This is a genomic window from Streptomyces sp. CLCI03 (genome assembly GCF_053615355.1).
In genome coordinates, this window is sequence record NZ_CM132132.1 from 7847945 (window position 1) to 7872299 (window position 24355).

Sequence of the window (24355 nt, forward strand, 5' to 3'; positions counted from 1 at the left end):
CCGGTCCAGCCGGCAGGCTGGACACCATGTGCGGTCGTTACGCTTCCACCCGCAGTCCCGAGGACCTGTCCGGCCTGTTCCAGGCCACGCCCCCGGATCCGGGGCACGTGCTGGAGCCGAGCTGGAACGTCGCCCCCACCGACGCCGTGTGGGCGGTGCTGGAGCGCGCGGACCGGGAGAGCGGGGTACTGGAGCGGCAGCTGCGCCCCTTGCGCTGGGGGCTGGTGCCCTCGTGGTCGAAGAGCCTGTCCGGCGGCGCGAAGATGATCAATGCGCGGGTGGAGACGGTGCACGAGAAGCCCGCCTACCGGCGTGCCTTCGCCAAGCGCCGGTGCCTGCTGCCCGCCGACGGGTTCTACGAGTGGGAGCCGGTCCCCGCCGCCGGTTCCGTGAAGGCCTACAAGCAGCCGTACTTCATCCGCCCCGAGGACGGCGAGGTGATGGCCATGGCCGGGCTGTACGAGTTCTGGCGCGACCCCGCCGTCACCGACGACGACGATCCGGCGGCTTGGTGGGCGACCTGCACGATCATCACCACCGAGGCCACCGACGCGGCCGGCCGGGTCCACCCCCGGATGCCGCTGGCCCTCACCCCGGCGGACTACGAGGCCTGGCTCGACCCGTCCCACCAGGACCCGGACGCGCTGCGCGCCCTGCTGGCCGCTCCCGCGGGCGGCAGGCTGGACGTCCGCGCCGTGTCGACCGCGGTCAACAACGTGCGCAACAACGGCCCCGAACTCCTCGAAGCGCCCCCCGCTCCGGGTCGCTGAGGAGCATCTCCCGGCGCGGTGACCGGGCGGTCAGGATCGGGCGGTCCGGAAGGTGAGATACCGGCTCATGGTTTCGTGACTGTCCGGGGTGAAGCCCCACTCCAGCAGGGCCGACCGCAGCTCCGGCTCGGTCAGCCAGCTGTGCCGGGCGACCTCATCGGGATCGGGGACCACGGCATCCGGGTCCGACACCACGACTTCGTGCACGCCGAGCCAGTGAGGGCTCAGGCCGCCGCGGTTGAGGAACGTGAACAGCAGGCGCGGCAGCACACGAACACCCAGCTCTTCGGCCAGCTCCCGCGAAGCGGCCTGCTCGTAGGACTCACCGACGGCCACGGCGCCACCGACCATGACCTCGTGGAGCCCGGGGAAGCGCCACAAGTGTTCCGCCCGGCGGTGGACGAGGATCCGCCCGCGCTCATCACGGCACACCGTCACGGCGATCCGGTGCAGCCAACCCTCCCGGACGGCCTGTCGGCGACCGACCACCATCCCCAGCACACGATCCTGATCGTCGACACGCTCCACCGGTTCATCCACGACGCACACCCTGGCAGAGCCCACCGACAACGCCGCGGCGCTCAGGGCACCCCCTGCGGAGGCCCCGCTGCTTGCGGCCTGACCTACCAAGCGGCCCGCAACGCCGCCGCTATGTGGACGACGTCCAGGTCGACGACGACCTCCTCACCGTCCCACACCCCGTGCGAGGAGATCGCCAGGCCGATGAAGGCCAGCTCGGCCGCAGCGTCACGCAGTTCGTACTCCTCGCGGCTCTCCTCGCCGATCCGGCCCAGCTCCTCGCGATCCCAGGCGGCGACCGCCGACTCGGCCACGGCCCGAGGCAATCGCACGCTGATCCGACCGACCTGGGGTTCAAGATGAGCCCCGATCGAAGCCAACACGGTCCGGTCCTGCCGGTATCTCACGTACTCCTCACGATCTTCCACGCGTCGAGGGTACTCAGGCCCGACCGCGCCGCCGCCGTTGCTGCGGAGGTGGGCGGCCCGCCGCCCGGAGAGGTAAAGAAAGATTGACACCGTGTCCTGATTCCTTGACACTGCCGATGTCTGGTTTTCTTTACATGGGGAGTGGCCGTGGCGGTCGAGGAGAAACGCGCGTGGATCATGATCGTGGTCACCGTCGTGTCGTACGGGGCGTATCTGGCCGTGGTGCTCGGTCGGTCCGGGAGCGAGCCCCTGGCCCAGCAGCCTTACGCGGCCGCCCTGTTGTGGACCGTCGGCGCGGCGATCGTCGCCTCGATCGTGCTCCACATCGCCGTGTCCCTGTTCTCGTCCGAGGAGGACAAGGTCAAGGACCAGCGTGACCGGGAGATCCACCGGTTCGGTGACCACATCGGCCAGTCGTTCGTCGCGATCGGCGCCGTGGCCGGGATGCTGCTGGCGATGGTGGAGGCGGACCAGTTCTGGATCGCCAACGCGATCTACCTGGCGTTCGTCCTGTCGGCGCTCCTCGGCTCCATGGCGAAGATCGCCTCCTACCGGATCGGCTTCCACCCGTGGTGAGGCCCACCCGGGTCACCAACACCATCCGGGCCCTGCGCTTCGCCAACGGCGAGATGACCCAGGCCGAGCTGGCCCGCCGGATCGGCGTGACCCGTCAGACCGTCATCGCCATCGAGCAGGGACGCTACTCGCCTTCCCTGGAGAAGGCCTTCGAGATCGCCCGCGTGTTCGCGGTACCGCTCGACTCCGTGTTCCAGTACACCTCCACCGAAGGAGACGACTCATGAAGGCCATCGTCCAGGACGTCTACGGACCGCCCGAGGTCCTGCGCATGGAGGAGATCGAACGCCCCGTTGCGGGCAAGCGCGAGGTCCTCGTACGGGTGCGTGCCGCCGGCGTCGACCAAGGCGTCTGGCACCTCATGGCGGGCCTGCCCTACGCGGTCCGCGCCGCGACCGGGCTGCGGAGCCCCAGGACCCGCGTCCGCGGCATGGACGTCGCGGGGGTGGTCGAAGCGGTCGGCCCGGACGTCACCCGCTTCCGGCCCGGCGACGAGGTGTACGGCAACTGCTCGGGGTCGTTCGCCGAATACGCCCGCGCCAAGGAGGGCTCCCTCGCGCCCAAGCCGGCCGGCCTCAGTTTCGAACAGGCCGCGGCGGTCCCCGTCTCCGCCTGCACCGCGCTGGGCGCCGTACGCGACAGTGGACAGGTCAAGGCCGGTCAACGCGTCCTCGTGCTCGGAGCCTCGGGCGGGGTGGGCAGCTTCGCCGTTCAGGTGGCCAAGGCCTACGGCGCCCACGTCACCGGGGTGTGCAGCACCACCAAGACCGACCTGGTCCGCTCCCTCGGCGCCGACGAGGTCCTCGACTACACACGGCAGGACCCCGTCGACGGCACCCGGCGCTACGACGTCATCCTCGACATCGCCGGCAACCGGCCCATATCCCGGCTGCGCCGCGCCCTCACCCCGCGCGGAACGCTCGCCATCGTCGGTGGCGAGGGCGGCGGCAACTGGATCGGCGGCAACCAGCGCCAGCTGGGCGCGATGCTGCTGACGCCTTTCGTCGGCCATCGGCTACGCGCCCACGGCACCCTGGTGCGCAGCCGCGACCTCGAAACCCTCACCGAACTCATCGAGGCAGGATCGGTGACACCCGCCGTCGACCGGACCTACCCGCTCGCCGAGGTGCCCGACGCCATCCGCTACCTCCGGGACGGCCAGGTGCGCGGCAAGGTCGCCATCAGCCTATGACGCGTCGAACCGGATCCGGGCGGCGACCGGCAGGTGGTCGCTGCCGGTCGCGGGCAGCGTCCGGACCTCCAAGGCGGTCGCCGAACGGGTCAGGATCTGGTCGATCCGGGCGACCGGGAAGGCCGCCGGCCAGCTGAGGGCCGACCCCCGCCGCGGCGCTCCCAACCGGGAGGTCAGCGGGGCGAGACCCCGGTCGTCCACGGTGCCGTTGAGATCACCCAGCAGGATCACCCGCTCCAGCTCCTCGGCGGCGACGGCCGCGCCCAGCAGCCGCGCGCTCTCGTCCCGCGGGCCCGAGCCGAAACCGCTCGCCCGGAAACGCACCGAGGGCAGGTGCGCCACGTACACCGCGATCTCACCCCGCGGCGTACGGACACCGCAGCGCAGGCCGCGGTCCCAGCCCTCCCCGATGCCCGCGGGCCTGATGTCCACCCGGCGGACGTCGGTGAGCGGATGCCGCGACCAGAGCCCGACCGTGCCCTGGACCGCGTGGTACGGGTACGCGGCCGCCAGTGCCCCCTCGTAGGCCGGCAGCGCCGAGGGGGTCAGCTCCTCCAGGGCGACGAGATCCGGCGCGGACCCGATCAGGGCACGCACCGTGCCCGCGGGGTCGGGGTTCTCGTCGCTCACATTGTGCTGGAGGACCGTGATGTCGTGCCCGCCGCGGTCCGCCGGCAGGAACAGCCCACCGAAGAGGCCCGCCCACGCGGCGGCGGGCAGTACGACGGCCACCAGGGCCGTGGCCGAGCGGCGCACCAGCGCCGAGACGAGGAGGACCGGAACAGCGAGGCCGAGCCAGGGCAGGAACGCCTCCAGCGCACTGCCCAGCCGGCCCACCGTGTCGGGGACCGCGGAGTGGAACACCAGCAGCGCGGCGCTCAGTACGGCGAGCGCCGCGAGCACCCGCCCGCGGGTCCAGGGCGTACGGCCCCGGGCGTCGACGCCAGGGCGCCACCGGACGGTGCGTCGAGCGCCGCTCACCACCACGGCCGGCACCACCACCGGAGCCCCACCTGTCTGCCTCGGACCGTCTTCCACCTCGGGTACGACGCATGATCGGGCGGCCGGGTTCCCGCGGCGGCGCGTGTGGAAGAGTGATCGTCCGGGGGCGACCGCACCGGGCGGTCCGCGGAGCGAGGTCGGGAGACCCGTATGGGTACGGCGAGGATCGCGGTCGTGACGAGCGAGGGCGGCGCCGATCAGGACGCGGATCTCCCGCTGATCCTGGCGACGTTGCGCGCGGCGGGCCTGTCCGCGCAGGCGGTGGCCTGGGACGCGAAAGACACGCACTGGGAGGGCTACGACCTCGCGGTCATCCGGTCGACCTGGGACTACGCGGACCGACCGGCGGAGTTCCTGGCCTGGGCGGACGCGACGGCCGAGGTCACCCGGCTGTGGAATCCGGCGCCGCTGGTGCGCTGGAACAGCGACAAGCGCTACCTGCCGGAACTTGCCGCGAGAGGGGTCCCCGTCGTACCGACCAAGGTCGTCGACCCGGACGATCGCTGCGATGCGGCGGACTTCGACGGGCCGCACGGGGTGGTGGTCAAGCCGGCCGTCTCCTCGGGCGCACGCGACACCGCGCGTTACGAGTCCGGCCGCCGGGCGGACGCCGAGCGGCACGTCCGGATGCTGCTCGACCAGGGCCGTACGGCGATCGTCCAGCCGTACCTGCCGCTGGTGGAGGAGGGGGAGCGGGCGCTGATCTTCTTCGGCGGCACCTTCAGCCACGCGATCCGCAAGCAGGCCCTGCTGACGGAAGCGGGGCTGATCGACAACTTCCGGGTGCCGCACCCCGGCGCCGCCCCCTACGAGCCGTCGGAGGCGGAGCTGCGTACGGCACGGGCGGCGCTGGCCGCCGTTCCGGCCCCCGGCGAGCTGCTGTTCGCCCGGGTGGACCTGACGTTGAACGGGGCCAGGGAACCCGTGGTCATGGAGCTGGAACTCATCGAGCCGAATCTGTTCCTGAGCATCAACCCGCACGGGCTGGAGCGCTTCGCCGAGGCGGTCACTGCCGCGGTGGCCGCGGGCCGCTAGGGCGTGTCCGCGAAGTCCCGCCTGCCCCGCGGTGCCCGGCACCGCACCTCGCCGCGTTGTCGGGGCGCCCGAGTACGTCCAGTACACGGGCGCCCCTCCGCCTTGCGATGCTTTCCCTCGGCCCTGGCGGGCCTGGGGAGACTCCATGGCACCGGACGCCGCGTGGCCCGCCCTTCGGGCGGCCGGCGCTACTTTGCGGACACCCCCTAGGGCATGGCGCTCCAGCCGCGGTGATTCCTAGTTGAGACGGTCGAGCCGCACGCGCCGGCGGCGGCGGAGCAGGAGACCCACGGCCGCGCCGGCCACGGCGGTCACCGCCACGCCCGCCGTCGTCCACCAGACGGCGTACCCCTCGGTGTCGGCGGCCGGTTCGGTGGTGCCCTGCGCCGACGAGGCGGCCGGAGCCGAGGCCGAGGCGGACGACGCCACCGGCGCGGCGGCCGACGGGACGGGAGCGGGCGCGGAGGCGACCGGGGTGGGGGTGACCGGAGCCGGGTCCACCACGGGTACGGCCACCTCGAGATCGCCGTGCCCCAGGGACGGGAAGCCCACGTCGACGCTGACCTTCCACGAACCCGGCGGCAACGCCTCGGCCGTGGTCCAGCCCGCGGGCGCCGCTGCGGTGTCGCGGACCAGGCGCCAGGGCCCCATGGTGCGCGAGCCGTCGACGCTGACCGCGTTCACGGTCGCGGCGACGGCCTCTTCGACGGCGTCCCCGTCGTTCTCCCAGGTGACGTCGGCGGTGACATGACCCTCCCGTTGCCCGGTCACCACCACCTTCACGGTGTCACCGTGGGCGTGGGCCGCGACGGGGAGCAGGAACATGAGGCCGAGTGCGGCCAGGGCGGCCGAGAAAACGATTCGTATGCGCATCGTCGGGGTGCTCCGGTCAAGATGAGGGGTGCCGGCGGACGGCCGCTCGGTGCGGCCGTCCGCCGGGGTGGATTCACGCCGTCAGGGCGTCAGGAAATGCTGCGCCGTGGCAGTGATCAGCCGGACTTCTGCAGGGTCCAGGCCTGCGTCGCGCGGCCGTCCGCACGCTGGAGGTCGAGCAGCCAGTACCCGTAGTAGGGGCGGTTGCTGACGGTGAGGGCGAAGCCGCCGCTCGCGTCCGTCACGGTCACCGCTCCACCGCGCGAGGTCAGCTTCCAGGCTTGGGCCTTGTTGCCGCCCGCGCAGGGCTGCTGGGAGACCCACATGCCCGCGGCGGGGGTGCCGCCCGGCTGGAGGCACTTGCCGGAGGCCGCGGACTTGATGCGCACCTGGCCGTTGCCCGCGTCGTCGAAGTACCACTGCTGCTGGGCGTAGCCGTTGGTGCGGCCACCCACGAGGACCGTGCCGTCGGCGGTGCGGCCGCCCCACACCTCGGCGGCCATGCCGGTGCTGCCGTTGCCGAGCACGTAGCGGGTGCCCGGGGTGGTCGCGCCACCGCCCGCGCCCGTCGTACGGAAGGACGCGGCCTTGCCGGGTCCGCTGTCACGGCCGGCGCTGTCGCGGACCGAGACGGTCACCTTGTACGCCGTGTCGGGCTGCAGGTTGTAGATGCGCAGCACCGGGGACTGGACCCAGGTCAGGTGCTTGCCGTTGAGCTGCACCGCGTACCAGGAGGCGCCGTCGACCTTGGGCCAGCTCACGACGACGGAGTCGGACTGGATCTGGGCCGCCGTCACGGTCGGGCCGCCGGTGGGCTTCTTGGTCGGCGTCGGCGAGGGCTTCTTGGTCGGCGTCGGGGACGGGTTCGGACCGGGGTCCGTGCCGCCACCGCCGCCCTTGTTCTTCATCAGGAACTGGTTGTCCGCGATGTTCCAGTGCGTGGCCAGGTAGCTACCGGGCTTGGGACTGGTGTGGAAGTAGTCGTCGTGGTTGCAGTCGAGGATGTTCTCGGCCGCCTGGTTGGTGCAGATGTTGCGCATCTGCGGGTAGTACGGGGTGTCCGAGTAGCACATGACGTCGTACTCGTCCGTGCAGTGCGCGCCACGGCTGGTGTTCGGGGCGCTGTTGTTGACCGCGCCCAGGTTGTGGCCGAGTTCGTGCGCGGCGGTGTGGCCGCCCCAGCAGCCGGAGTCGGTGCGCCCGTAGGAGGGACCGAAGTTGCTCTGGTTGGCCTGGCCGGGCCGCTCGTCGCCCGCGAAGGTGCCGATGCCGCAGTAGACCTGGCTGTCGGCGAAGATCATGTACTTGCGGTCGCGACGGTCGAGGCCCTTGCCGGCGAGCGCGTTGTTCGTCGCGCTGAACTCGGCCAGAGCCGAGGCCGGGAGCTCGATGTTGAGCACGGTGGGAGTACAGTCGGCGGCCGTCACATAGCGGATGTGACGTACCCCGCCGGTCTCCTTGGCGCTCGTCGAGTAGATGAGGTCGGCGTCGGCCGCCCACTTGCGGAACGAGGCGACGTACTCGGAGTAGCGGTCCTTGCCGGGGGCGTGGACGTAGACGACCTGCACGCGGTTGCCGGTGCTGCCGTCACCGTCGCACTGGACGGTCTGGCCGGCGGGGCCGGCGGCGACGTTCTGGCTGCCGGCCGCGGCCGCGGGTTCGGGTGCGGAGGCCTTGGTGGCCGTCGACGCGTCGGCCGCGGGCGCGTCCTGAGGACGCCCGCCGCCTTCCTTGCTGGCCGGGTCATCGGCCGCGGGGCGGGCCGGATCGGCTGCCGGAGCCGTCTCCTTGACCGCCGGCGGGATGTCCTTCGTGATGTCGACACCCTTGGGCGGGGCGTCGGGGCCGTGGGTGCACAGCCCGGTGTCGGTGCGGTAGACACCCACGCACCGGTCGCCCTTCGGCGCGGCCTGGAGGCCGTCGTAGATCATGCCGCTCGCGGTTTCGTTCGCGGGCGCGGCGGCGATCGGCTCCGGCTCCTGGTCGCGGGCCGGTGCGGCGGCCGGCGCCTCGGCGGCGGCCTCCACCACGGGCGCCGCGGCCTGGGCACCGTCGCCGATTCCTGAGTAGGCGATGCCTGCGGCTATCAGCCCCGCCGCTGCGGTGGCGGCGGTGACGAGTATCAACCGCCGCGGTTTGCGGCGGTGGTCGGCGGCGGCAGGCCGTCTGCGACGTCCTGTCATGGGCACCTCAAATCGTTGTCGGAAGACTGGGTGCGCGGAAGCCTGCCAGACGAATGCCGAGGAGAATTCGGACAAACGGGGGCGCGCACCGAGAAATCATTCCGTTACCTGTCGGCAGAATTTGACGAACAGTCAATTCGCAACAGCAGGGCCCGAGTTACGCGCGTCGCACCTTAATGGTCCAGTCCTTCCCTGGCGGGTTGTTATCAAATCGAGATATGAACCGGAGGCTTGTTGACGAGAATTCAGTCAGGAATTCACCTAATTGCTACCTGCTGAATTCCCTCGGTCACGACCTGTGAGGTGCGGTGGTCGCGGAGCACGCCGGAACGCGCCGGAGCGACGCCGAAGGCGGTTCGAGGTCGGCGAGTTAGGCCGAAAGGTCCCCATCGGGCCGGCCGCGCGGGCGGTCGGCCCCACCCCACCGCGGGGTCGGTGGGGTCTGTGCCGCGCGACGGATCGCCTTCCGCCGCCACGTCCGGGGCGGCGGAAGGAGGTTCTCGCCGGCGGTCACGAGCCGGTAGGGCGCGGTCAGGCCGACCGTTCGGCTGTGGCCGCCGTCCCGCCGCGCTCGGCCCGCAGCCGCTTCCCGCGCTGGTCCCCTCCCGAGACGCGGTGCAGGCCGTACGAACCGGGCTTGCCCGCCTCGTCGGCCAGGTGCTTGACGGTGCCCTTGCACACGAGCTCCTTGAGCTTCGCCCCCGGGCGGCCGGCGATGTGGAACCACAGCGCCACGTCGTTCTTGTGCGCGAACTGGAAGATGCCCGCCCGTCGGCCCAGGCTGATGCACTGCCCCGCGAACACCTGATTGAGGGTCGAGGGCCGCTCGCCGTCGATCCGGCTGAGCACCGTGTCGGCGGCCCGCGCGCCCAGCGGCATCGCGGCCTGGCAGCTCATCCGCAGCGGCAGGTCCGACGGCGCCGCCGAGTCGCCCGCCGCGACGACGCGGTCGTCGTCCACGCTCGTCAGCGTCTCGTCCGTGAGCAGGCGACCCAGGGCGTCCGTGCTCAGCCCGCTGCGCGCGGCCAGGTCCGGCACGCCGAAGCCGGCGGTCCAGACGGTCACCTCGCTCGCCACCTCCCGGCCGTCACCGAGCCGCACCGCGTCGCGGGTGACCGCCGTCACCTTCGTCCCCGGGCCGTCGAGCACGGTCACCCCGAGCTCGGCCAGCCGGCCCGCGACCGAGCGGCGGCCCCGGGCGTGCAGGTAGGGGCCGAGCGCGCCACCGCAGACCAAGGTCACACGGCGGCCCTGCTCCGCGAGTTCGGCGGCGGTCTCGATGCCCGTCGGACCAGCCCCGACCACCGTCACCGCCGCCGTGGGGGCGGCCGCGTCGAGGACCGGCCGCAGCCGCCGGGTCTCCTCCAGGGTGGTGATCGGGTAGGCGAACTCGGCGGCCCCGGGCACGAGGAGGTCGGCGCTGCCGCTGCCTACCGCGTATACCAGGTAGTCGTAGCCGATCGTGGTGCCGGTCCCCAACGTCACGCTGCGCTCGGCGGCGTCGATCCGCGTCACGGTGTCCACGACCAGGCGGACGCCCTCGGCGAGGACATCCCGGAACTCGACGACCGCGTCATCGGTCCCGGCGGCCAGCTGGTGCAGCCGGATCCGCTCGACGAAGGTCGCCCGCGGGTTGATCAGGGTCACCGTCACGCCCTCCCGCCGCGTCAGGCGGTTGGCCGCCATGACGCCCGCGTATCCTCCGCCGATCACGACCACATCGGTGTGCTGAGTCATGTTGTCTCGCTCCTTCGTTCCTTCGTTTCGGCCGGTTCGACATCAAGACACCCTGCGATCCCCGGATGTGACAGGGTGTGAGGCAGGTCACTCCTCCTCGACCGGCGCGGGCTGTCGGACCGCTTCCTCGCGGTCGGCGAGCCGTGCACGACCAGCGACTTCGGCGGCCTCCTCGGGCTTCGACCCGACCGCCGCACGGATCGGCCGGCATGCGAGGGAAGTCGTCGCGGTTCTGCCGCCCTGTCACACCCCCGCACCGCACCCCGGGAGGTGCCCGCTCGTCGCCACCAGCGCCCTGTTCCTCCTCGGTTGGGCCCCTGTCGCGCGGCGCTCCGGGCTCGCGAAACCGGTGCGGTCCCGGTTCGCGGTTCACATCGGGGGCCCGTCGGTGCTACTTTCGGAACGCGTTCTGAAAGTAGCACCGACGATCTCGCCGAGGACGGAAGATGTGCGATGACGAATGAGACGCAAGGCAAGGGAAGTACGGGTGCCGGGCCGGGCCTCACGCTCGCAGCGGTGGCCGTCGTGCAGTTCATGGTGTCGTTGGACCTGTCGGTCGTGAACGTCGGTCTCCCGCAGATCGCCGCCGGACTCGGCTTCGGCGCGGCGGGTTTGACCTGGGTCATCCACGCTTACGCCCTCACCTTCGGCGGGCTGCTGCTGCTCGGCGGAAAGGCCGCCGACCGCTACGGCCGCAAGCGGGTCCTGCTCTTCGGGCTGGGGCTGTTCGGGCTGGCCTCCCTCGTCGGGGGTTTCGCCCAGGACCCGGGCCAACTCGTCGCCGCCCGCGCCGCGCAGGGCATCGGGGCCGCGGCGCTGGCCCCGGCCGCGCTGGCGCTGCTGACCGCGACGTTCCCCACCGGCAAGCCCCGCGTACGGGCCTTCGGGGTCTGGAGCGCGATGAACGCCGCGGGCGGCGCCCTCGGGGTCCTGGTCGGCGGACTGCTCACCGAGTACGCCGGCTGGCGGTGGGTGATGTTCGTCAACGTACCGATGGCGCTGGTGGCGCTGGCCCTGGCCTGGCGCGGCATCGTCGACGCCGGGCCCGCCTCCCGGGGCGGTCGTCCCGACGCGCTCGGCGCCGCCCTGGCCACCGGCGGCCTGGGCCTGCTGGTCTTCGGCGTCGTCCGCACCGACCGGTACGCGTGGAGCTCACCGGTCACCCTCGCGACGCTGGCGGTCGCCGTCGCGCTGCTCATCGCCTTCGTCCAGGTCGAGCGGACCACCTCGCGCGAACCCCTGGTGCGGCTGGGCCTGTTCGCCAACCGCTCGGTCGCCGGCGCCAACGGCTACAACCTGCTGGTCGGTGCGGCCATGGCCTCGGCCTTCTACTTCATGTCCCTCTACCTCCAGCGGGTCCTCGGCACCGGCGCCGCGATGACCGGGCTGATGTTCCTGCCCTTCGCCCTCGCCGTGGTGGTCGGCTCGGTGCTGGCCATCAAGCTCGGCTACCGGATCGCTCCCCGCGCCCTGCTGGTCTGCGGTGGCCTCCTCACCGCGGCCGGGTTCGCCTGGTTCGGCCTGATCAGCGCCGACGGCGCGTTCGTCAGCGACGTCCTCGGGCCCTCCGTCGTCGCCGGCGTGGGCTTCGGCCTCTGCCTCGGTCCGGTCGTCTCCACCGCCACCGCCGGGGTCGCACCCCACGAGGCCGGCACGGCCTCGGGCCTGCTCAACAGTTCGCGCCAGATCGGAGCCTCGCTCGGCCTCGCCGCCCTCGGCACCGCGGCCGAACACCGCACCGGTGACGCCGTCGGCCCCGCGGCCCTCAACGACGGCTACGCCCTCGGTCTGAGCCTCAGCGCCGCGCTCCTGGTCGTCGCCGCGCTCATCGCCTTCACGGTCCTGCGCCGGGGCGAGGCGCCGGCGGACGAGCCCGCGGACACCTCCGCCGACGCATCCGCGGACGCGCCCGCGACCGCCCCGGGCGCGGCTCGCCGGGCCGGGACCGCCTCGGGCTGAACCGGGTCCGTCCGTGCATTACTCATGGGGATCCATTAGGAATTCATCTGGGGTGCGGAATCGAATTCCGGTAACGTTTTCCGTGTCACTGACAGCGAAGTGGAAGGAATTTTCATGATTTCGACCGTCAAGATCAACTCGACCTGTGCGGTGGTTCACAACCGGGCCGTCGTGCACAACCGCTCCGTCGCCAAGTGAAGCTGACCTCCTGAAGGTCGGACCGTCACGGTCCCGGGGCCTCGACCCGGGACCGTGGCGTCACGTACGGACACGGAATCCCGTACGGACACGGAATTGCGTGCAACGGAATTCAATCGAGCGGGGGGCGATATGCCGTCGGACGACGAGATGCTGGAACTCCTGGACGTGGAGATCTACGACCTCGAACAGAACCTGTGCTTTCTCGTCACACCGAACGGCGGCCAGTTCTACATATCCGCCCCCACCCCCGAGTTCCGCGACTGGGCCGCCCGCTGTGACGGGACCAGGACCCGCGCCGAACTCCTGGCCGCCATGTCCCCCGACTACGCCGAAGTGATCGACGTCCTGCGCCACGACGGCTGCCTGCGCCCGGCGCGGCCCGCCCTCGACGCCGAGCGCGCGGCCCGGCCGGCCCGTACGACGGTCCTCCTCACCGGCTCACCGGAACTGACCGCCCCGATCGCCCACGCACTGGCCACCACCGGGTACGCGCACGTCGGACCCGCCCCCGAGGACCTGTCCGGCGTCGATGTCCGCGACACCGTCCTCGTGGCCGCCTTCGTCCACCCCGCCCACACCGAACTGGCCCGGATCGACGGCCTGTGCGCCGGGCTCGGTCTGCGCTGGCTGCCGCTGCGCCGCGAGCGCGGCCGGGCGTTCCTCGGCCCCGCGATCACCCCCGGCGCCACGGCGGACTTCGCCGACGTGCTGGAGCGCCGGCTCGCCGCGGCGCCCGACCCCCGGGTCGTCGAGGCCATGAGGGACGCCCCGCGGGCCGCCGCCCCCCGGCTCCGCGCCCGCGACGCCCGCTGGATCGCCGGGCAGCTCGCTGCGGACCTGGAGCGATGGATCACGGGCGGGAGCGCCCCGGGCGAGGTCGAACTCGACCCGCGCGAACTGAGCCGGCTCTCCCGCACCGTGCTACCCGTCCCCACCCGGCCGCGGACCGTCGAGCGCGGCGCCGCCGAAGCGGACCTCCTCGTCGACGACCAGGTGGGCGTGGTCACCGCCGTCCAGGAACTGGCTCCTCTGCCGGGGATGCCGCGGCGGCTGCGGGTGTGCGCCGTGGACGTCGCCGACATGCGGCGCGTCGCGGACTGGCCCAACGACCGGCAGGCGTTCGGCACGTCCTGGTCCGGCTTCGACACCGCCCGCCGCAGCGCCGTGGGTGAGGCGGTGGAACGCTACTGCGGCAGCCGCCTGCCGCGGGAGCGGCTCCGGTACGGAAGCCACGCCCGGCTGCGCCGCGACGGCGTCCCGGCCCTCGACCCGCGCCGGCTGCACCTGTACTCGCAACGGCAGTACCGCACCCCGGGCTTCCCCTTCGCGCCGCTGACCACGGACAGCGAGTGCGCCTGGGTGGAGGGCCGTTCGTGGACGACCGGCGAGCCCGTGTGGGTGCCCGCCTTCCTGGTCGCCCACGGGGAGCACGATCCGGCCGCCCACAGCGACCCGCTGGTCGCCGGGGTGGCCTGCGGGGTGAGCGAGGAGCACGCCGTCACCTCCGGACTGGAGGAGGTGATCGAGCGTGACACCACCATGCTGTGGTGGGCCCATGCCGCCCGTCTTCCCCGGCTGCCGGTGCCCGACCGGATCCGCGAGCTGGTCGCCGACAGCCTCGACGCCTACGACATCACCCTGATCCCGCTGGACAACGAGTTCGACGTACCGGTGATCGCCGCGGCCGTACGCGACCGCGCCACCCGATGGGTGACGATCGGCTTCGCCGCCCGGCCCGGCGCCCTGGAGGCTGCGGAGAAGGCCCTCGCCGAGGGGTTCACCCTGCACCACACCTGCCACTACCTCGACGACGAGAAGGCGCTGGCGGGCGGCCGCGATGACCTGCCGCACCTGGGCAACCTCAAGCCCCACCGCGCCGACCGGCGCTACCTCGACTCCTACCGGCCCGACTTCGCCGACGTCCAGGACCTGCTGTGCCAGCAGCAGCTCCATCTCGACCCCCGGGCGGGCGAGCGGATCGCGCCCTGGGTCCTGGACCTGCCCACTCGCTCCTGGGAGGGGCTGCCCGCCCTCGCGGAGCGCCGCCTGGCGGCGTACCGCGAACGGGTCGAGGCCCGCGGCTTCGAGGTGATCAGCGTCGACCTGACGACCTGTGACGTCGAAGCGGCCGGACTGTCCGCCGTCCACACGATCGTGCCCGGCCTCGTCTCGAACTTCCCCGCCGGGATGCCGATGTGGGGCGACGGCCGGATCGGCCGGGCGGGCGTGCGGCTCGGCTGGCGGACCCAGCCGCTGACCGAGGACGGGTTCAACGTCTTCCCGCTGCCCCACGCCTGAGGGACACCGCATGACTCTCATCGACGCACTCGGCCTGCCCCACACCCGCGGGCGCGTCCCGCTGGTCCTCGCACAGCTCGTCGACGCCCTGGGCACCGGCCTGTTCCTGCCCTTCGCCGTCGTCTACTTCCACGCCGTCAAGGGGATCCCCCTGGCCACGGTCGGTGTGATGCTGTCGGTCGCCGCCCTGCTCTCCTTGCCCGCCGGACCGCTGGCGGGCCCGCTGATCGACCGGTTCGGCCCGCGGCGGGTGGTCGTCGCGAGCAACCTGGTCCGCGTGCTCACCTTCAGCGGCTACGTGTTCACCGACGTGCCCTGGCAGCTCGTCGTCCTCGTCACGGTCACCCTGTGGGGCGAGAGCCAGTTCCGGCCGGCGGCCGCCGCGCTGGTGGCGCAGGTGGCCGACGGCGGGCAGCGGGCGCGCTGGTACGCGATGGATCGCGCCCTGCGCAACGTCGGGTTCGGCGCCGGCGGGCTGCTGGGCAGCGCGCTGGTCGGCTGGGGCGGGAGCCCGGGCTACACCGCCGTGGTGGTGTTCAACGCGGTGTCGTTCCTCGTCGCGGCCGCTCTGGTCGCGGCCTGGAGCCGGGCCGCCGCCCCCGTCGCCTCCGGGCCCGGTCCCGCCCCGGGCGGGGACGGGCCGGCGCCCGGGCGCGCCGGGTACCGGGAGGTGCTCGCCGACCGTGCCTTCCGCGGCGTACTGGTCACCGTCGCCGTGTTCGGGCTGTGCGACCTGGCGCTGACCGTGCTGCTGAGCGCGTACGTCATCGAGGCGCGTGGCCTGCCCGCGTGGCAGCCCGGCACGCTGTTCGCGCTCAACACCCTCCTGGTGGTGCTGGGGCAGACCGTGGTGGCCAGGGCGGTCGAACACCGCCGCCGCACCCGGGTGCTCCAGGCGGCCGCCCTCCTGTGGACGGTGTCCTTCGGCCTCTTCGCGGTGGTGCCCGGGGAGCACGGCGCGCTCGCGTTCGCCGTACTCGCCCTCGGCATGGTCGTCTTCACCGCCGCGGAACTGCTCCAGGCGCCGACCAGCAGCGCGCTGACCGTGGCGATGGCCGGCGAACGGCTGCGGGGCCGCTACCTGGGGCTGGAGGAGCTGATGTGGGGCTTGGCCCGGGTGCTGGCACCGGCCCTGTTCACCTGGCTGCTGGCCAAGGGACCGGGCCTGCCCTGGCTCGCCCTCGGGCTGTGCTGTCTCGCAGCGGTCGGGGTACTGTGCCGCCTCGACCGCGTACTGCCGGCCCACGTCCGGAGGGAGACCGTCGGTGGATGAGCACGAGGTCGTGCTCCACCGCCCCGAGGAGTTCCGCGACGTCTACCACCGGGTCTACCGGGAGGCGCCCTACCACGAGGACGCCTCGGCCGCCGACACCTTCGCCGCACAGCTGGCCGCACACGCGGCGCTGCCCGGCTTCGCGGTGGCCACCGTGCGCGACGGCGGCACCCTCGGCGGCTTCGCGTACGGGGTGCGCCGCGAGGAGGGCTGGTGGCACCCCCGGGCCGCCGCGCCCGCGCCACACCGGCTGCGCGGACCGCTGTTCTACGTCTACGAACTGGCGGTCCTGCCGAGGCTGAGGGGCCGCGGGTACGGGCGCGCGCTGCTGGAGGAGCTGGTGGCCGCCCGCACCGAGCCCCACGCCGTGCTCGCCGCCTCGACCAGGGCGCCGGCCCGCGGGCTGTACCGGCGGTGGGGCTGGGAGAAGGCCGGCGAACTCACCGGGCCGCCGGACGGCGTGGACCTCCTCGCCCTCCCCCTGAGGCCCTCACCGGCCGCTGCGGGGGTGCCGCGCGACCGCGCGGGAGCTTCCCCTGTCGACCGGGACCACCCGTCCTGAAGAACGCGTACAGAAACTCGCCAGGTTCCCCGTGCGAGGCTGCTCCGCCGTAGGTCCTTGCGATCCACAAGGGCAGAGGGAGGCGCGGTGACATGCGTGGCGAGGAACATCTGGGCGGGGCCGGCGCCCTCGGCGTGGCGCGGTACCGGAGACAAGGACGGTACGACCACGCGGCGCTGAAGGGCGCTGCGGCTCCGGGAGTCGGGGCGGACGATGCCTGAGGGCTGCGTGCCGTGGCCCGAGCCGTTCGCCGAGGAGTACCGGGCCCGGGGATACTGGAACGACGAGGTCCTCGGCAGCCTGCCCACCCGCCAGCCGGGTGTCCGGGACAGGCCGGCGGTCGTCACCGCCACCCGCACCCTGACCTACGGTCAGCTGGACCGGGCCGCCGACCGGCTCGCCGCGGGTCTCGCCGGCCTCGGCCTGCGTGCCGCCGACCGGGTCGTCGTCCAACTGCCCAATGACGTCGCGTTGGTGGTGCTGTGCGTCGCCCTCTTCCGGCTGTGTGCGATACCGGTGTTCGCGTACCCCGCGCACCGGACCGCGGAGATCGTCCACCTCGTGAACAGCGCGCAGGCGGTGGCCTACGTGTGCGCGGACGAGGTGGCCGACTGCGACTACCGGACCATCGCCAAGGACGTGCTGGCCGGCACCGACAGCCTGCGCCACGTCCTGGTGGCCGGCGAGCCGGGCCCCTTCGCGGCGCTCCACGAGGTGGACGGCGAGCCGCTGGACCTGCCGGCCCCGGACGCCCGGGACGTGGCGCTGCTCCTGCTCTCCGGAGGCACTTCCGGGCCGCCGAAGCTCATCCCGCGCACCCACGCCGACTACAGCTACCAGCTGCGCCAGAGCTCACGGCTGTGCGGCTTCGGGGCCGCCACCCGTTACCTGTGCGCCCTGCCCATGGGGCACAACTTCGCCCTGGCCTGTCCCGGGGTGCTGGGCACGCTGCGCCTGGGCGGCGCGGTGGTGCTGGCTCCCTCGCCCGATCCCGAGGTGTGCTTCCCCCTCGTCGAGAGCGCCGGGGTGACGGTCACCTCGCTCGCGCCGCCGATGGTGTCGGTGTGGCTCGACGCCGCGGAGAGGACCGCGTACGACCTGCGCTCCCTCGAACTCCTCCAGGTCGGTGAGGCCCCACTCGCGCCGGTCACGGGGAGCAAGGTGGCCGGACGGCTGGGCTGCGTCCTGCAGCAGGTGTACGGGATGGCGGAGGGCCTGCTCAACTACACGCGTCTGGACGACCCGTCGAGCGTGGTCCTCCACACGCAGGGGCGGCCCCTGGCGGCGGCCGACGAGATCCGGATCCTGCGGGAGGACGGTCAGGAGGCGGCACCGGGGGAGGAGGGCGAGCTGTTCACCCGCGGCCCGTACACGGTGCGCGGCTACTACCGGGCCGGGGAGGGCGAGCGGACCCCCTTCACCCCCGAGGGCTTCTTCCGCACCGGTGACGTGGTCCGGCGTACGGCCGCCGGCTACTTCGAGGTCGTGGGACGGACCGCCGACGTCGTCAACCGGGGCGGTGAGAAGGTACCGGCCCGGGAGTTGGAGGACCACCTGCTCGCCGATCCCCGCATCGCTTCGGCCGCGGTGATCGGCCTGCCGCACCCGGACTTGGGGGAGCAGACCTGTGCGTGCGTGGTGCCGCAGGACGTGGCGAGACCGCCCACCCTGCGCGAGGTGCGGGCCGGGCTCACGGACCGCGGCATCGCGCCGTACAAGCTGCCGGACCGGCTGGTGACGCTCGGGCGGCTCCCGCTGACGGCCGTCGGGAAAGTCGACAAGGGAGCGCTCGGGGAGCAGCTCCGGGAGGGTAATTGAGCACCCCGGCGCCGCTGTCCGATATTGCGGCAGATTTGATTTTCGTACGCGTATGCTATCTTTTTGGGATCCCGATCGATGGAGGATTCACGTGAGCATCGATGTCTTGGTTTTCGATGATCTGCATCTGTCTCGCGTTGCGCTCACGGCATTATTGGAACAGCGCCCGGAGATTCGAGTCACGGGCTCGCTGGGGAGTAAAGGCGCCGCGCTGGAGTTCGCCGAGCTGCATCGACCCGACATTGTGATCATCAGCTTCGAGGGCAGGGATGCGGAAACGATCGAACTCGCCGAGAAGGCGGCCGTTCTCCCCGAGTGTCGGACCTTGCTGGTCGCCACCGCGTGTATCCGGTCGGTCGTCCGCAGGGCCTTCGCCGGCGGGATCGACGGAATGGTGCGGCGCGGGGCCCCGCCCCGCCGCTTCTTCGAGGCCATCCATCTGGTCCACCAAGGTGAGCGAGCCTTCGACGCCGAGCTGACGGTCGCCGCCGTGGCCGGCGGGGACTGTCCGCTGACCGTGCGACAACTGTCCGTGCTGGAGCATCTCGACCACGGTGACACCATGGAGGAGATCGCTGCGCGCCTGTGCCTGTCCGAGGGGACGGTGCGCAACTACATTTCCTCGATGGTGGCCAAGATAGGTGCGCGCAACCGCATTGACGCGTTGCGCATGGCCCGCGATCTCCAGTGGATCTGACGGTGCACACCCCTCCCCTCCGGGGTCGGGAAAACCTCATTCGGGGCCGTGCAAAACGCATGGTGACGAATGTGAAGTGAATCTGTCGCGGTGTGATTGACGGCTGATAGCGTCCTTATCGCTGGCTGGAATTCGGTCAGGCTTTTTGGATGTATTGGAGGTTGGTCGTGCCGCACCGAGCCGCCGTCACGGGTGTGTCCTGGGAGAAAGTCGCGGATTCCGTTGAATTCATTCCGGCCGAGTATTCGCGCAGGAACCAGCCGGAATCGGTGGCGCGGGAGATGCTCGGATGTGACCCCGCGGACATCGACGTTCTGGTCGACGCGGGTCTGCCGTTCGAGGACCGCTCCGGGGTGCGTCACTTCGACACCGACGACCTCTACAACCTCGGCATGTACTCGAACAAGGCGACGACGCAACCGGAGCTTGCCTTCCGCATGCTCTTCCGGTTCGCCGGCCGGCCGGTCGACGACCTCCTGAAGGAGAAGACCTGGGACTTCCAGGTCCGGATGGAGTGCGTCGACTGCGCCGGGCCCGCGCCCTGGCACCTGGAGGAACCGGACGTCGTCCGGTTCGGCGGACGCGTCGCCGACGTGCGGCCGCCGGAGCCCGGCGCGGGCTCGGCGCTGTACGCGGCGACGGTCACCACGACCGGTGCCCGCACCCCGCTCCGCTCCCCGGTGCTGCGGCAGCTCGTCCAGGACTATCTGGACGCCGGGTACCGGTGGCAGATGATTCCCGTGGACATGCAGGCCGACCACCGGGCGGTGCACGCGCTCGGCGCCACCAGCTGCATCGCGGCGAGCCTGTTCCTGGCCGAGCGCTTCCGGGCCGCCGGATTCCGGGCGCAGGCCAGACGCGGCTGGTTCTGCGGCGTGCTCGGCGGAGCCCTCGACCTGCCGCACGCCTGTGTCGAGGTCGAGGACGAGGACGGTGCGCTCAGGACCGTCGACATCGCCAAGGCGCAGCTGGCCGCGCGGCTGCCGGGCGACACCGGGGCGTTCCGGGACCTGTGCCTCGGCTCGATCTACAACAAGGTGATCCCCTCCACCGCCTCCGGCAGTACGGCCCTGGCACGTCACGCGTGCGGCTCGGGGCTGCCGGTCCAGGTGCGCGCGGACATCCGTGCGGTGCGTTAGACCCGACTCTTCGGCCACTGCGTAGGGAAAGACGAGTGAAAATGGCGTTACGTGAAATCGAGCCGGTCGTCCTCGGACTGGAGCGGCTGGAGCACCTGGCCGAATCCGGCTACTACAACCCGTACACGATGTTCGACTGGCCCGAGGCCATCGAGCCCGACCTGCCGTGGATGAGCGAGAGCCTCACCACGCTGGCCGGCACCCCGATGTGGGACGAGCTGACCCGTGCCCAACAGATCGCGCTCACCAGGTTCGAGGCGATCAACTTCTTCAGCCTCAACATCCACGGCATCCGCGAGCTGATGAGCGAAGTCGTGATGCGCATCCACGAGCGGACCTACGCCGACGTCTCGGAGTTCCTCCACCACTTCATCGGTGAGGAGAACGAGCACATGTGGTTCTTCGCGCAGTTCTGCCTGCGCTACGGCGGCAAGCTCTACCCGGCGCAGCCGACGCTGAAGGCGGACTCGGTCGAGCACCTCTCCCCGGTGGCTCGCGAACTCATCGTGTTCGCGCGCATCCTGATCTTCGAGGAGATCGTCGACTACTACAACGCGCACATGGCCACCGACCCGGCGCTGCCGCCCATCGCCCGTGAGATCAACCGGGTGCACCACCAGGACGAGAGCCGGCACGTCGCGTTCGGGCGGATGATCTTCACCAGTCTGCTCGGCCAGGTGTCCCGGCGCGACCCGGACGAGGTGCCGGCGGTCGCCGCCTACCTGGAGAACTACCTCCAGTACAGCATCGGCACCCTCTACAACCCGGCGGCCTACCGCGACGCGGGCATCCCCGACGCGTTGGCCCTGCGGCGGCGCGCGCTGCATCACCCGGCCCGGGTGAAGGCCCACGACGAAGTGCTCAAACGGACGAGGAAGTTCCTCACGAAGGCGGGCGTCGGCAGGGAGGTCGTCGCATGACCGATCCGATGCGGACGGTCCGGGAGTTCATCCAGGGACGCAACCCGGACCTGGGCCACGTCCCCGACGACCTGGACCTGATCGACAGCCGGGCCATCAACTCCCTCGCCTTCGTCGAGTTCATCTTCCTCCTGGAAGAGCTGACCGGCGAGTCCGTCGATCCGGAAGACGTGGACCTGGACGACTTCCGCACCGTGAAGACGATCGAAGCGCGATTCTTCCAGCAGAAGGCAGCACGATGACCACAGCGACCGACAACGGCCTCAGCATCCTCGACGGTGGCCAACTACGGCTGCTGCGCGCCGTCGACACCGTCTTCCGGCGCTTCGCCGACGGCTGGGACGCCCCGGAGTTCCGCTTCCCGTTCCTGATGCGCACCGCGGACCTCGATCGGTTCGACTACTACGACAACTTCCCGCACCTGGGCCTCGCAGCCACCCGGCTCGACCCGGAGCGCGTCGCCCCCCTCCTGGCGGGGGCCTCCCGCCCGCTGGACCTCGTCCCCACCGACGTGATGGAGCCGAGCGGCTTCGCCCTGCCGTCGGCGGCCTGCTACGCCGTCTACGTCGACCTGGCCGGTACTGCGCTCCCCGCCGAGGGGACCACCCGGACCACCGTCGGCACGTGCTTCCGCAACGAGAACCACTACGACGGACTCCAGCGGCTGCTCGGGTTCTCCATGCGGGAGATCGTCCGCATCGGATCCGAGGACGCGGCCAAGCAGCACATCCTGCGGGCCAAGGACGCCGTGCTCGCCCTCTGCGCCGAACTCGGCCTCGACGTGCGGCTGGAGGTCGCCACCGACCCCTTCTTCGACAAGAACGGCGGCAAGGCGAAGATGCAGCGGCTGTTCCCGGTGAAGGAGGAGTTCGTCGTGGAAGACCTGGCCATCGGCTCGGTCAACTACCACCGCAACTTCTTCGGCGAACGGTGCGCCATCTCGGCCGGCGAGGACACCGCGCACACCAGCTGCCTGGCTTTCGGCCTGGAGCGCTGGGTGCACGCCCTGACCCGACGCTTCGGCAGCGCCGCCGCCGCGGTGGCCGCGGTCGAGGGCCTGGGCTGATGCGTCCGACGCTTGCCGACGTGCTCGGCGCCGACGTGAGCCTGCTCCAGTCGGGGATGGGCGGCGTCGCCGGGACGGAACTCGCGTGCGCGGTGTCCGAGGCAGGCGCCGTGGGCTGCGCCGGCGGCTACAAGCTCGCTGGCGGCGCCCTGTCGGCCCTGCTCGCCCGACTCACCGGGGGCACGGACAGGCCGGTCGGGGTGAACCTGATCCCCGAGGTGGTCGGGCCCGACGCACTGCGCCGCCAGGTGGAGCAGGTGCTCGACGAGACACCGCACAACGTCCACCTCTCCTTCTTCGGCATGCCCGAGGACCACGTGCTCACGCGCGTCACCGCGGCCGGCCGGGCCCTGGTGGTCCAGGTCGGGTCCGTCACCGACGGGGTGCGCGCGGCCGGGCGCGGCGCCGTCGTGGTGGCGCAGGGCACCGAGGCGGGCGGCCACCTGCTCGGCACGGCGCCGCGCGGCGAACTCGTCGCCGCCCTGCGCGCAGAGCTGCCCGGCGCCTGCCTCGTCGCCTCGGGCGGCATCGGCTCTCCCGCCGACGCCGCCCGGGCACTGGCCGAGGGCGCCGACGGCGTACTGCTGGGGACCGCCTTCGTCGTCGCCCGCGAATCCCGGGCGCACCCCCGCTTCAAGTCGGCGGTCACCGCCGCCGACAGCGGCGACACCGTGATCACGGACGTCTACGGGATCGGCTGGCCGGACCGGCGCCACCGCGTGCTCGCGACGGCCGCGACCGCCGACCCGCGCCTCCCCAAGAAGTTCATCGGCCGCACCGTGGTCGAAGGAAAGCCGTACCTGGTGCCGCGGTTCAGTGCCGCGGTCCCGACCGAGGCGACCACCGGCCGCATCGAGGAGATGGCGATGTACTGCGGGCTGTCCTGCGGCGCCGTCCGCGAGGAAGTCTCCGCAGCCGATGTCGTCGCCGCATTCGCACACGTCCTGTCCGGCGCCGGGAGCGCCGGCCACGAGAAGAGGGTGGAAAGCCATGTCAGCCGGTGAAGAGCAGGAGCAGCAGGACCTGTCGTACCGCGAGGACGCGCCGCGCGTGCGCACCAGGGACGGCGTGGAGCTGTACGTCGAGTCCAGCGGTGACGGCACCGCCGTCACCTTCCTCAACAATTTCTTCCTGACCGCCCCCTTCTGGCGGGAGTACACGACCGACCTCGCCCTGGGCCACCGCGTCGTGACCTACGACATGGCCAACCACGGCGCGTCCTCGCGGCTCCCCGAGGAGCCGACCTGGGAGGAGCACGCGGCCGACGTGATCGCCCTGCTCGACGCCCTGGAGATCGAATCGACCTATCTGGTCGGCACCTCGGCCTCCACCCAGCTCGCCCGGGACGTGGCGCTGGCGCGCCCGGACCGGGTCAGGGGACTGGTGCTGGCGGGGCCGGTCTTCGGCCTGCGCGGCATGCGGCGCCACCGGCAGCTGAACCGGGCCTGGCTGCAGACCCTGAGGACCGAAGGCCTGGCCGCCCTGTACAACCAGATCTACCCCGAGGTGATCAGCGGGGAGATGAACGAGGAGGGCGGTACCCCGGGCTTCCTCGGGCTGCGCGAGAGCTTCATGGCGATGAACACCGTCGAGGACCTGAGCAACGGCCTGTCCCTCGTCCAACAGGGTGAGACCGGCTCCGAGCTGCTGTCCCGGATCGAGGCGCCGACGTTGATCGTCCTCGGTGACGACGACATCCTGCTCAGCCCGGGACGGGGCCACGACCTGGCCGCGCTGTTCCCGAACGGCCGCTGCGAGATCATGCCGAACGCCGGTCACGTGCCCTACCTCGACGACCCCGAGGGCTTCCAGGCGATCGTCCGCAAGTTCACGGAGGAAGCGGACGCACATGCTTGACACGGCGGTCGACGTCCGCAGGCGCATCCGGGGCCTCCTGGTCGAGCTGTCCGGCAGCGACCGGTTCGTCGACGCGGTCCCCGACGACGTGTCGCTGCGCGAGGCGGGGGTGTCCTCCACCGCCCTGGTCAACCTGCTGGTGGCGATGGAGGACGCGTTCGGCTTCGAGTGGGACGACGACGTCCGCCCGGAGGTGCTGCGTTCCATCGGTTCGCTGGCCGACCACGTGGCGCAGCGCCGCTGAGGGGTG

The 24355-nt window shown here is 71.8% G+C and carries 24 protein-coding genes; 18 read left to right on the forward strand and 6 right to left on the reverse strand.

Features of this window, described 5'->3' with window-relative positions:
• The first annotated feature begins 26 nt into the window (after positions 1–26).
• Entirely contained in the window at positions 27–770 is a 744-nt protein-coding gene (locus ACWG52_RS36350) for an SOS response-associated peptidase (protein ID WP_389806698.1), read from the forward strand.
• Between the two features lie 30 nt (positions 771–800).
• Here ACWG52_RS36350 and ACWG52_RS36355 read toward each other — a convergent pair whose 3' ends face one another.
• Positions 801–1310: an NUDIX hydrolase gene (locus ACWG52_RS36355; RefSeq protein WP_389806697.1), complete on the reverse strand. Its 510-nt coding sequence runs from the start codon at positions 1308–1310 to the stop codon at positions 801–803.
• An 83-nt stretch (positions 1311–1393) separates the two neighbouring features.
• Positions 1394–1603 (reverse strand): hypothetical protein, encoded by a 210-nt coding sequence (locus ACWG52_RS36360; protein ID WP_389806696.1) that lies wholly within the window; start codon positions 1601–1603, stop codon positions 1394–1396.
• Positions 1604–1864: 261 nt separating this feature from the next.
• Here ACWG52_RS36360 and ACWG52_RS36365 point away from each other — a divergent pair, with 261 nt between their 5' ends.
• From ACWG52_RS36365 to ACWG52_RS36375, 3 genes are read left to right on the forward strand one after another with little or no spacing between them, the layout of a single operon-like run.
• Positions 1865–2293, forward strand: coding sequence for a hypothetical protein (locus ACWG52_RS36365; protein WP_389806695.1), 429 nt, complete (start codon positions 1865–1867; stop codon positions 2291–2293).
• Complete coding sequence (locus ACWG52_RS36370) at positions 2287–2520, forward strand: helix-turn-helix transcriptional regulator (RefSeq protein WP_453127113.1); 234 nt, start codon at positions 2287–2289, stop codon at positions 2518–2520. The genes ACWG52_RS36365 and ACWG52_RS36370 overlap by 7 nt, the downstream gene beginning before the upstream one ends.
• Positions 2517–3485 (forward strand): NAD(P)-dependent alcohol dehydrogenase, encoded by a 969-nt coding sequence (locus ACWG52_RS36375; protein ID WP_389806694.1) that lies wholly within the window; start codon positions 2517–2519, stop codon positions 3483–3485. Before ACWG52_RS36370 ends, ACWG52_RS36375 begins: the two co-directional genes overlap by 4 nt.
• On the opposite strand, the gene ACWG52_RS36380 is transcribed toward ACWG52_RS36375, so the two are convergent.
• Positions 3480–4388, reverse strand: coding sequence for an endonuclease/exonuclease/phosphatase family protein (locus ACWG52_RS36380; RefSeq protein ID WP_390137799.1), 909 nt, complete (start codon positions 4386–4388; stop codon positions 3480–3482). The genes ACWG52_RS36375 and ACWG52_RS36380 overlap by 6 nt on opposite strands.
• 249 nt (positions 4389–4637) lie before the next feature.
• On the opposite strand from ACWG52_RS36380, the gene ACWG52_RS36385 reads away from it, so the two are divergent.
• Positions 4638–5522, forward strand: coding sequence for an ATP-grasp domain-containing protein (locus ACWG52_RS36385; protein ID WP_453127115.1), 885 nt, complete (start codon positions 4638–4640; stop codon positions 5520–5522).
• 237 nt (positions 5523–5759) lie between these two features.
• On the opposite strand, the gene ACWG52_RS36390 is transcribed toward ACWG52_RS36385, so the two are convergent.
• From ACWG52_RS36390 to ACWG52_RS36400, 3 genes are all read right to left on the reverse strand, one after another.
• The gene (locus ACWG52_RS36390) at positions 5760–6395 is read right to left on the reverse strand and encodes a hypothetical protein (protein ID WP_389806692.1); all 636 of its coding nucleotides are present in this window, start codon (positions 6393–6395) and stop codon (positions 5760–5762) included.
• 116 nt (positions 6396–6511) lie between these two features.
• Positions 6512–8578, reverse strand: a complete 2067-nt coding sequence (locus ACWG52_RS36395) for an RICIN domain-containing protein (RefSeq protein ID WP_453127116.1) — start codon at positions 8576–8578, stop codon at positions 6512–6514.
• 531 nt (positions 8579–9109) lie between these two features.
• Positions 9110–10315 (reverse strand): NAD(P)/FAD-dependent oxidoreductase, encoded by a 1206-nt coding sequence (locus ACWG52_RS36400; RefSeq protein ID WP_390137418.1) that lies wholly within the window; start codon positions 10313–10315, stop codon positions 9110–9112.
• A gap of 453 nt (positions 10316–10768) precedes the next feature.
• On the opposite strand from ACWG52_RS36400, the gene ACWG52_RS36405 reads away from it, so the two are divergent.
• From ACWG52_RS36405 to ACWG52_RS36465, 13 genes are all read left to right on the forward strand, one after another.
• The gene (locus ACWG52_RS36405; protein ID WP_453127119.1) at positions 10769–12274 is read left to right on the forward strand and encodes an MFS transporter; all 1506 of its coding nucleotides are present in this window, start codon (positions 10769–10771) and stop codon (positions 12272–12274) included.
• A 330-nt stretch (positions 12275–12604) separates the two neighbouring features.
• Positions 12605–14773: a YcaO-like family protein gene (locus tag ACWG52_RS36410; protein WP_389806688.1), complete on the forward strand. Its 2169-nt coding sequence runs from the start codon at positions 12605–12607 to the stop codon at positions 14771–14773.
• 10 nt (positions 14774–14783) lie between these two features.
• Positions 14784–16046 (forward strand): MDR family MFS transporter, encoded by a 1263-nt coding sequence (locus ACWG52_RS36415; RefSeq protein ID WP_453127121.1) that lies wholly within the window; start codon positions 14784–14786, stop codon positions 16044–16046.
• Positions 16039–16608, forward strand: coding sequence for a GNAT family N-acetyltransferase (locus ACWG52_RS36420; protein WP_389806686.1), 570 nt, complete (start codon positions 16039–16041; stop codon positions 16606–16608). The genes ACWG52_RS36415 and ACWG52_RS36420 overlap by 8 nt, the downstream gene beginning before the upstream one ends.
• Positions 16609–16821: 213 nt before the next feature.
• Positions 16822–18426, forward strand: a complete 1605-nt coding sequence (locus ACWG52_RS36425; RefSeq protein ID WP_453127122.1) for a (2,3-dihydroxybenzoyl)adenylate synthase — start codon at positions 16822–16824, stop codon at positions 18424–18426.
• 91 nt (positions 18427–18517) lie between these two features.
• Positions 18518–19123, forward strand: a complete 606-nt coding sequence (locus ACWG52_RS36430; RefSeq protein ID WP_386126923.1) for a response regulator transcription factor — start codon at positions 18518–18520, stop codon at positions 19121–19123.
• Positions 19124–19404: 281 nt separating this feature from the next.
• Complete coding sequence (locus ACWG52_RS36435; RefSeq protein ID WP_386126925.1) at positions 19405–20262, forward strand: hypothetical protein; 858 nt, start codon at positions 19405–19407, stop codon at positions 20260–20262.
• A 41-nt stretch (positions 20263–20303) separates the two neighbouring features.
• Positions 20304–21182, forward strand: a complete 879-nt coding sequence (locus tag ACWG52_RS36440; RefSeq protein ID WP_389806683.1) for a diiron oxygenase — start codon at positions 20304–20306, stop codon at positions 21180–21182.
• Positions 21179–21424, forward strand: a complete 246-nt coding sequence (locus ACWG52_RS36445) for an acetylxylan esterase (RefSeq protein ID WP_030760130.1) — start codon at positions 21179–21181, stop codon at positions 21422–21424. Before ACWG52_RS36440 ends, ACWG52_RS36445 begins: the two co-directional genes overlap by 4 nt.
• Entirely contained in the window at positions 21421–22248 is an 828-nt protein-coding gene (locus ACWG52_RS36450; RefSeq protein ID WP_389806682.1) for a class-II aminoacyl-tRNA synthetase family protein, read from the forward strand. Before ACWG52_RS36445 ends, ACWG52_RS36450 begins: the two co-directional genes overlap by 4 nt.
• The gene (locus ACWG52_RS36455) at positions 22248–23252 is read left to right on the forward strand and encodes an NAD(P)H-dependent flavin oxidoreductase (RefSeq protein WP_389806681.1); all 1005 of its coding nucleotides are present in this window, start codon (positions 22248–22250) and stop codon (positions 23250–23252) included. Before ACWG52_RS36450 ends, ACWG52_RS36455 begins: the two co-directional genes overlap by 1 nt.
• Positions 23239–24105 (forward strand): alpha/beta fold hydrolase, encoded by an 867-nt coding sequence (locus ACWG52_RS36460; protein WP_389806680.1) that lies wholly within the window; start codon positions 23239–23241, stop codon positions 24103–24105. Before ACWG52_RS36455 ends, ACWG52_RS36460 begins: the two co-directional genes overlap by 14 nt.
• Positions 24098–24349, forward strand: coding sequence for a phosphopantetheine-binding protein (locus ACWG52_RS36465; protein WP_389806679.1), 252 nt, complete (start codon positions 24098–24100; stop codon positions 24347–24349). The genes ACWG52_RS36460 and ACWG52_RS36465 overlap by 8 nt, the downstream gene beginning before the upstream one ends.
• Positions 24350–24355: the final 6 nt, after the last annotated feature.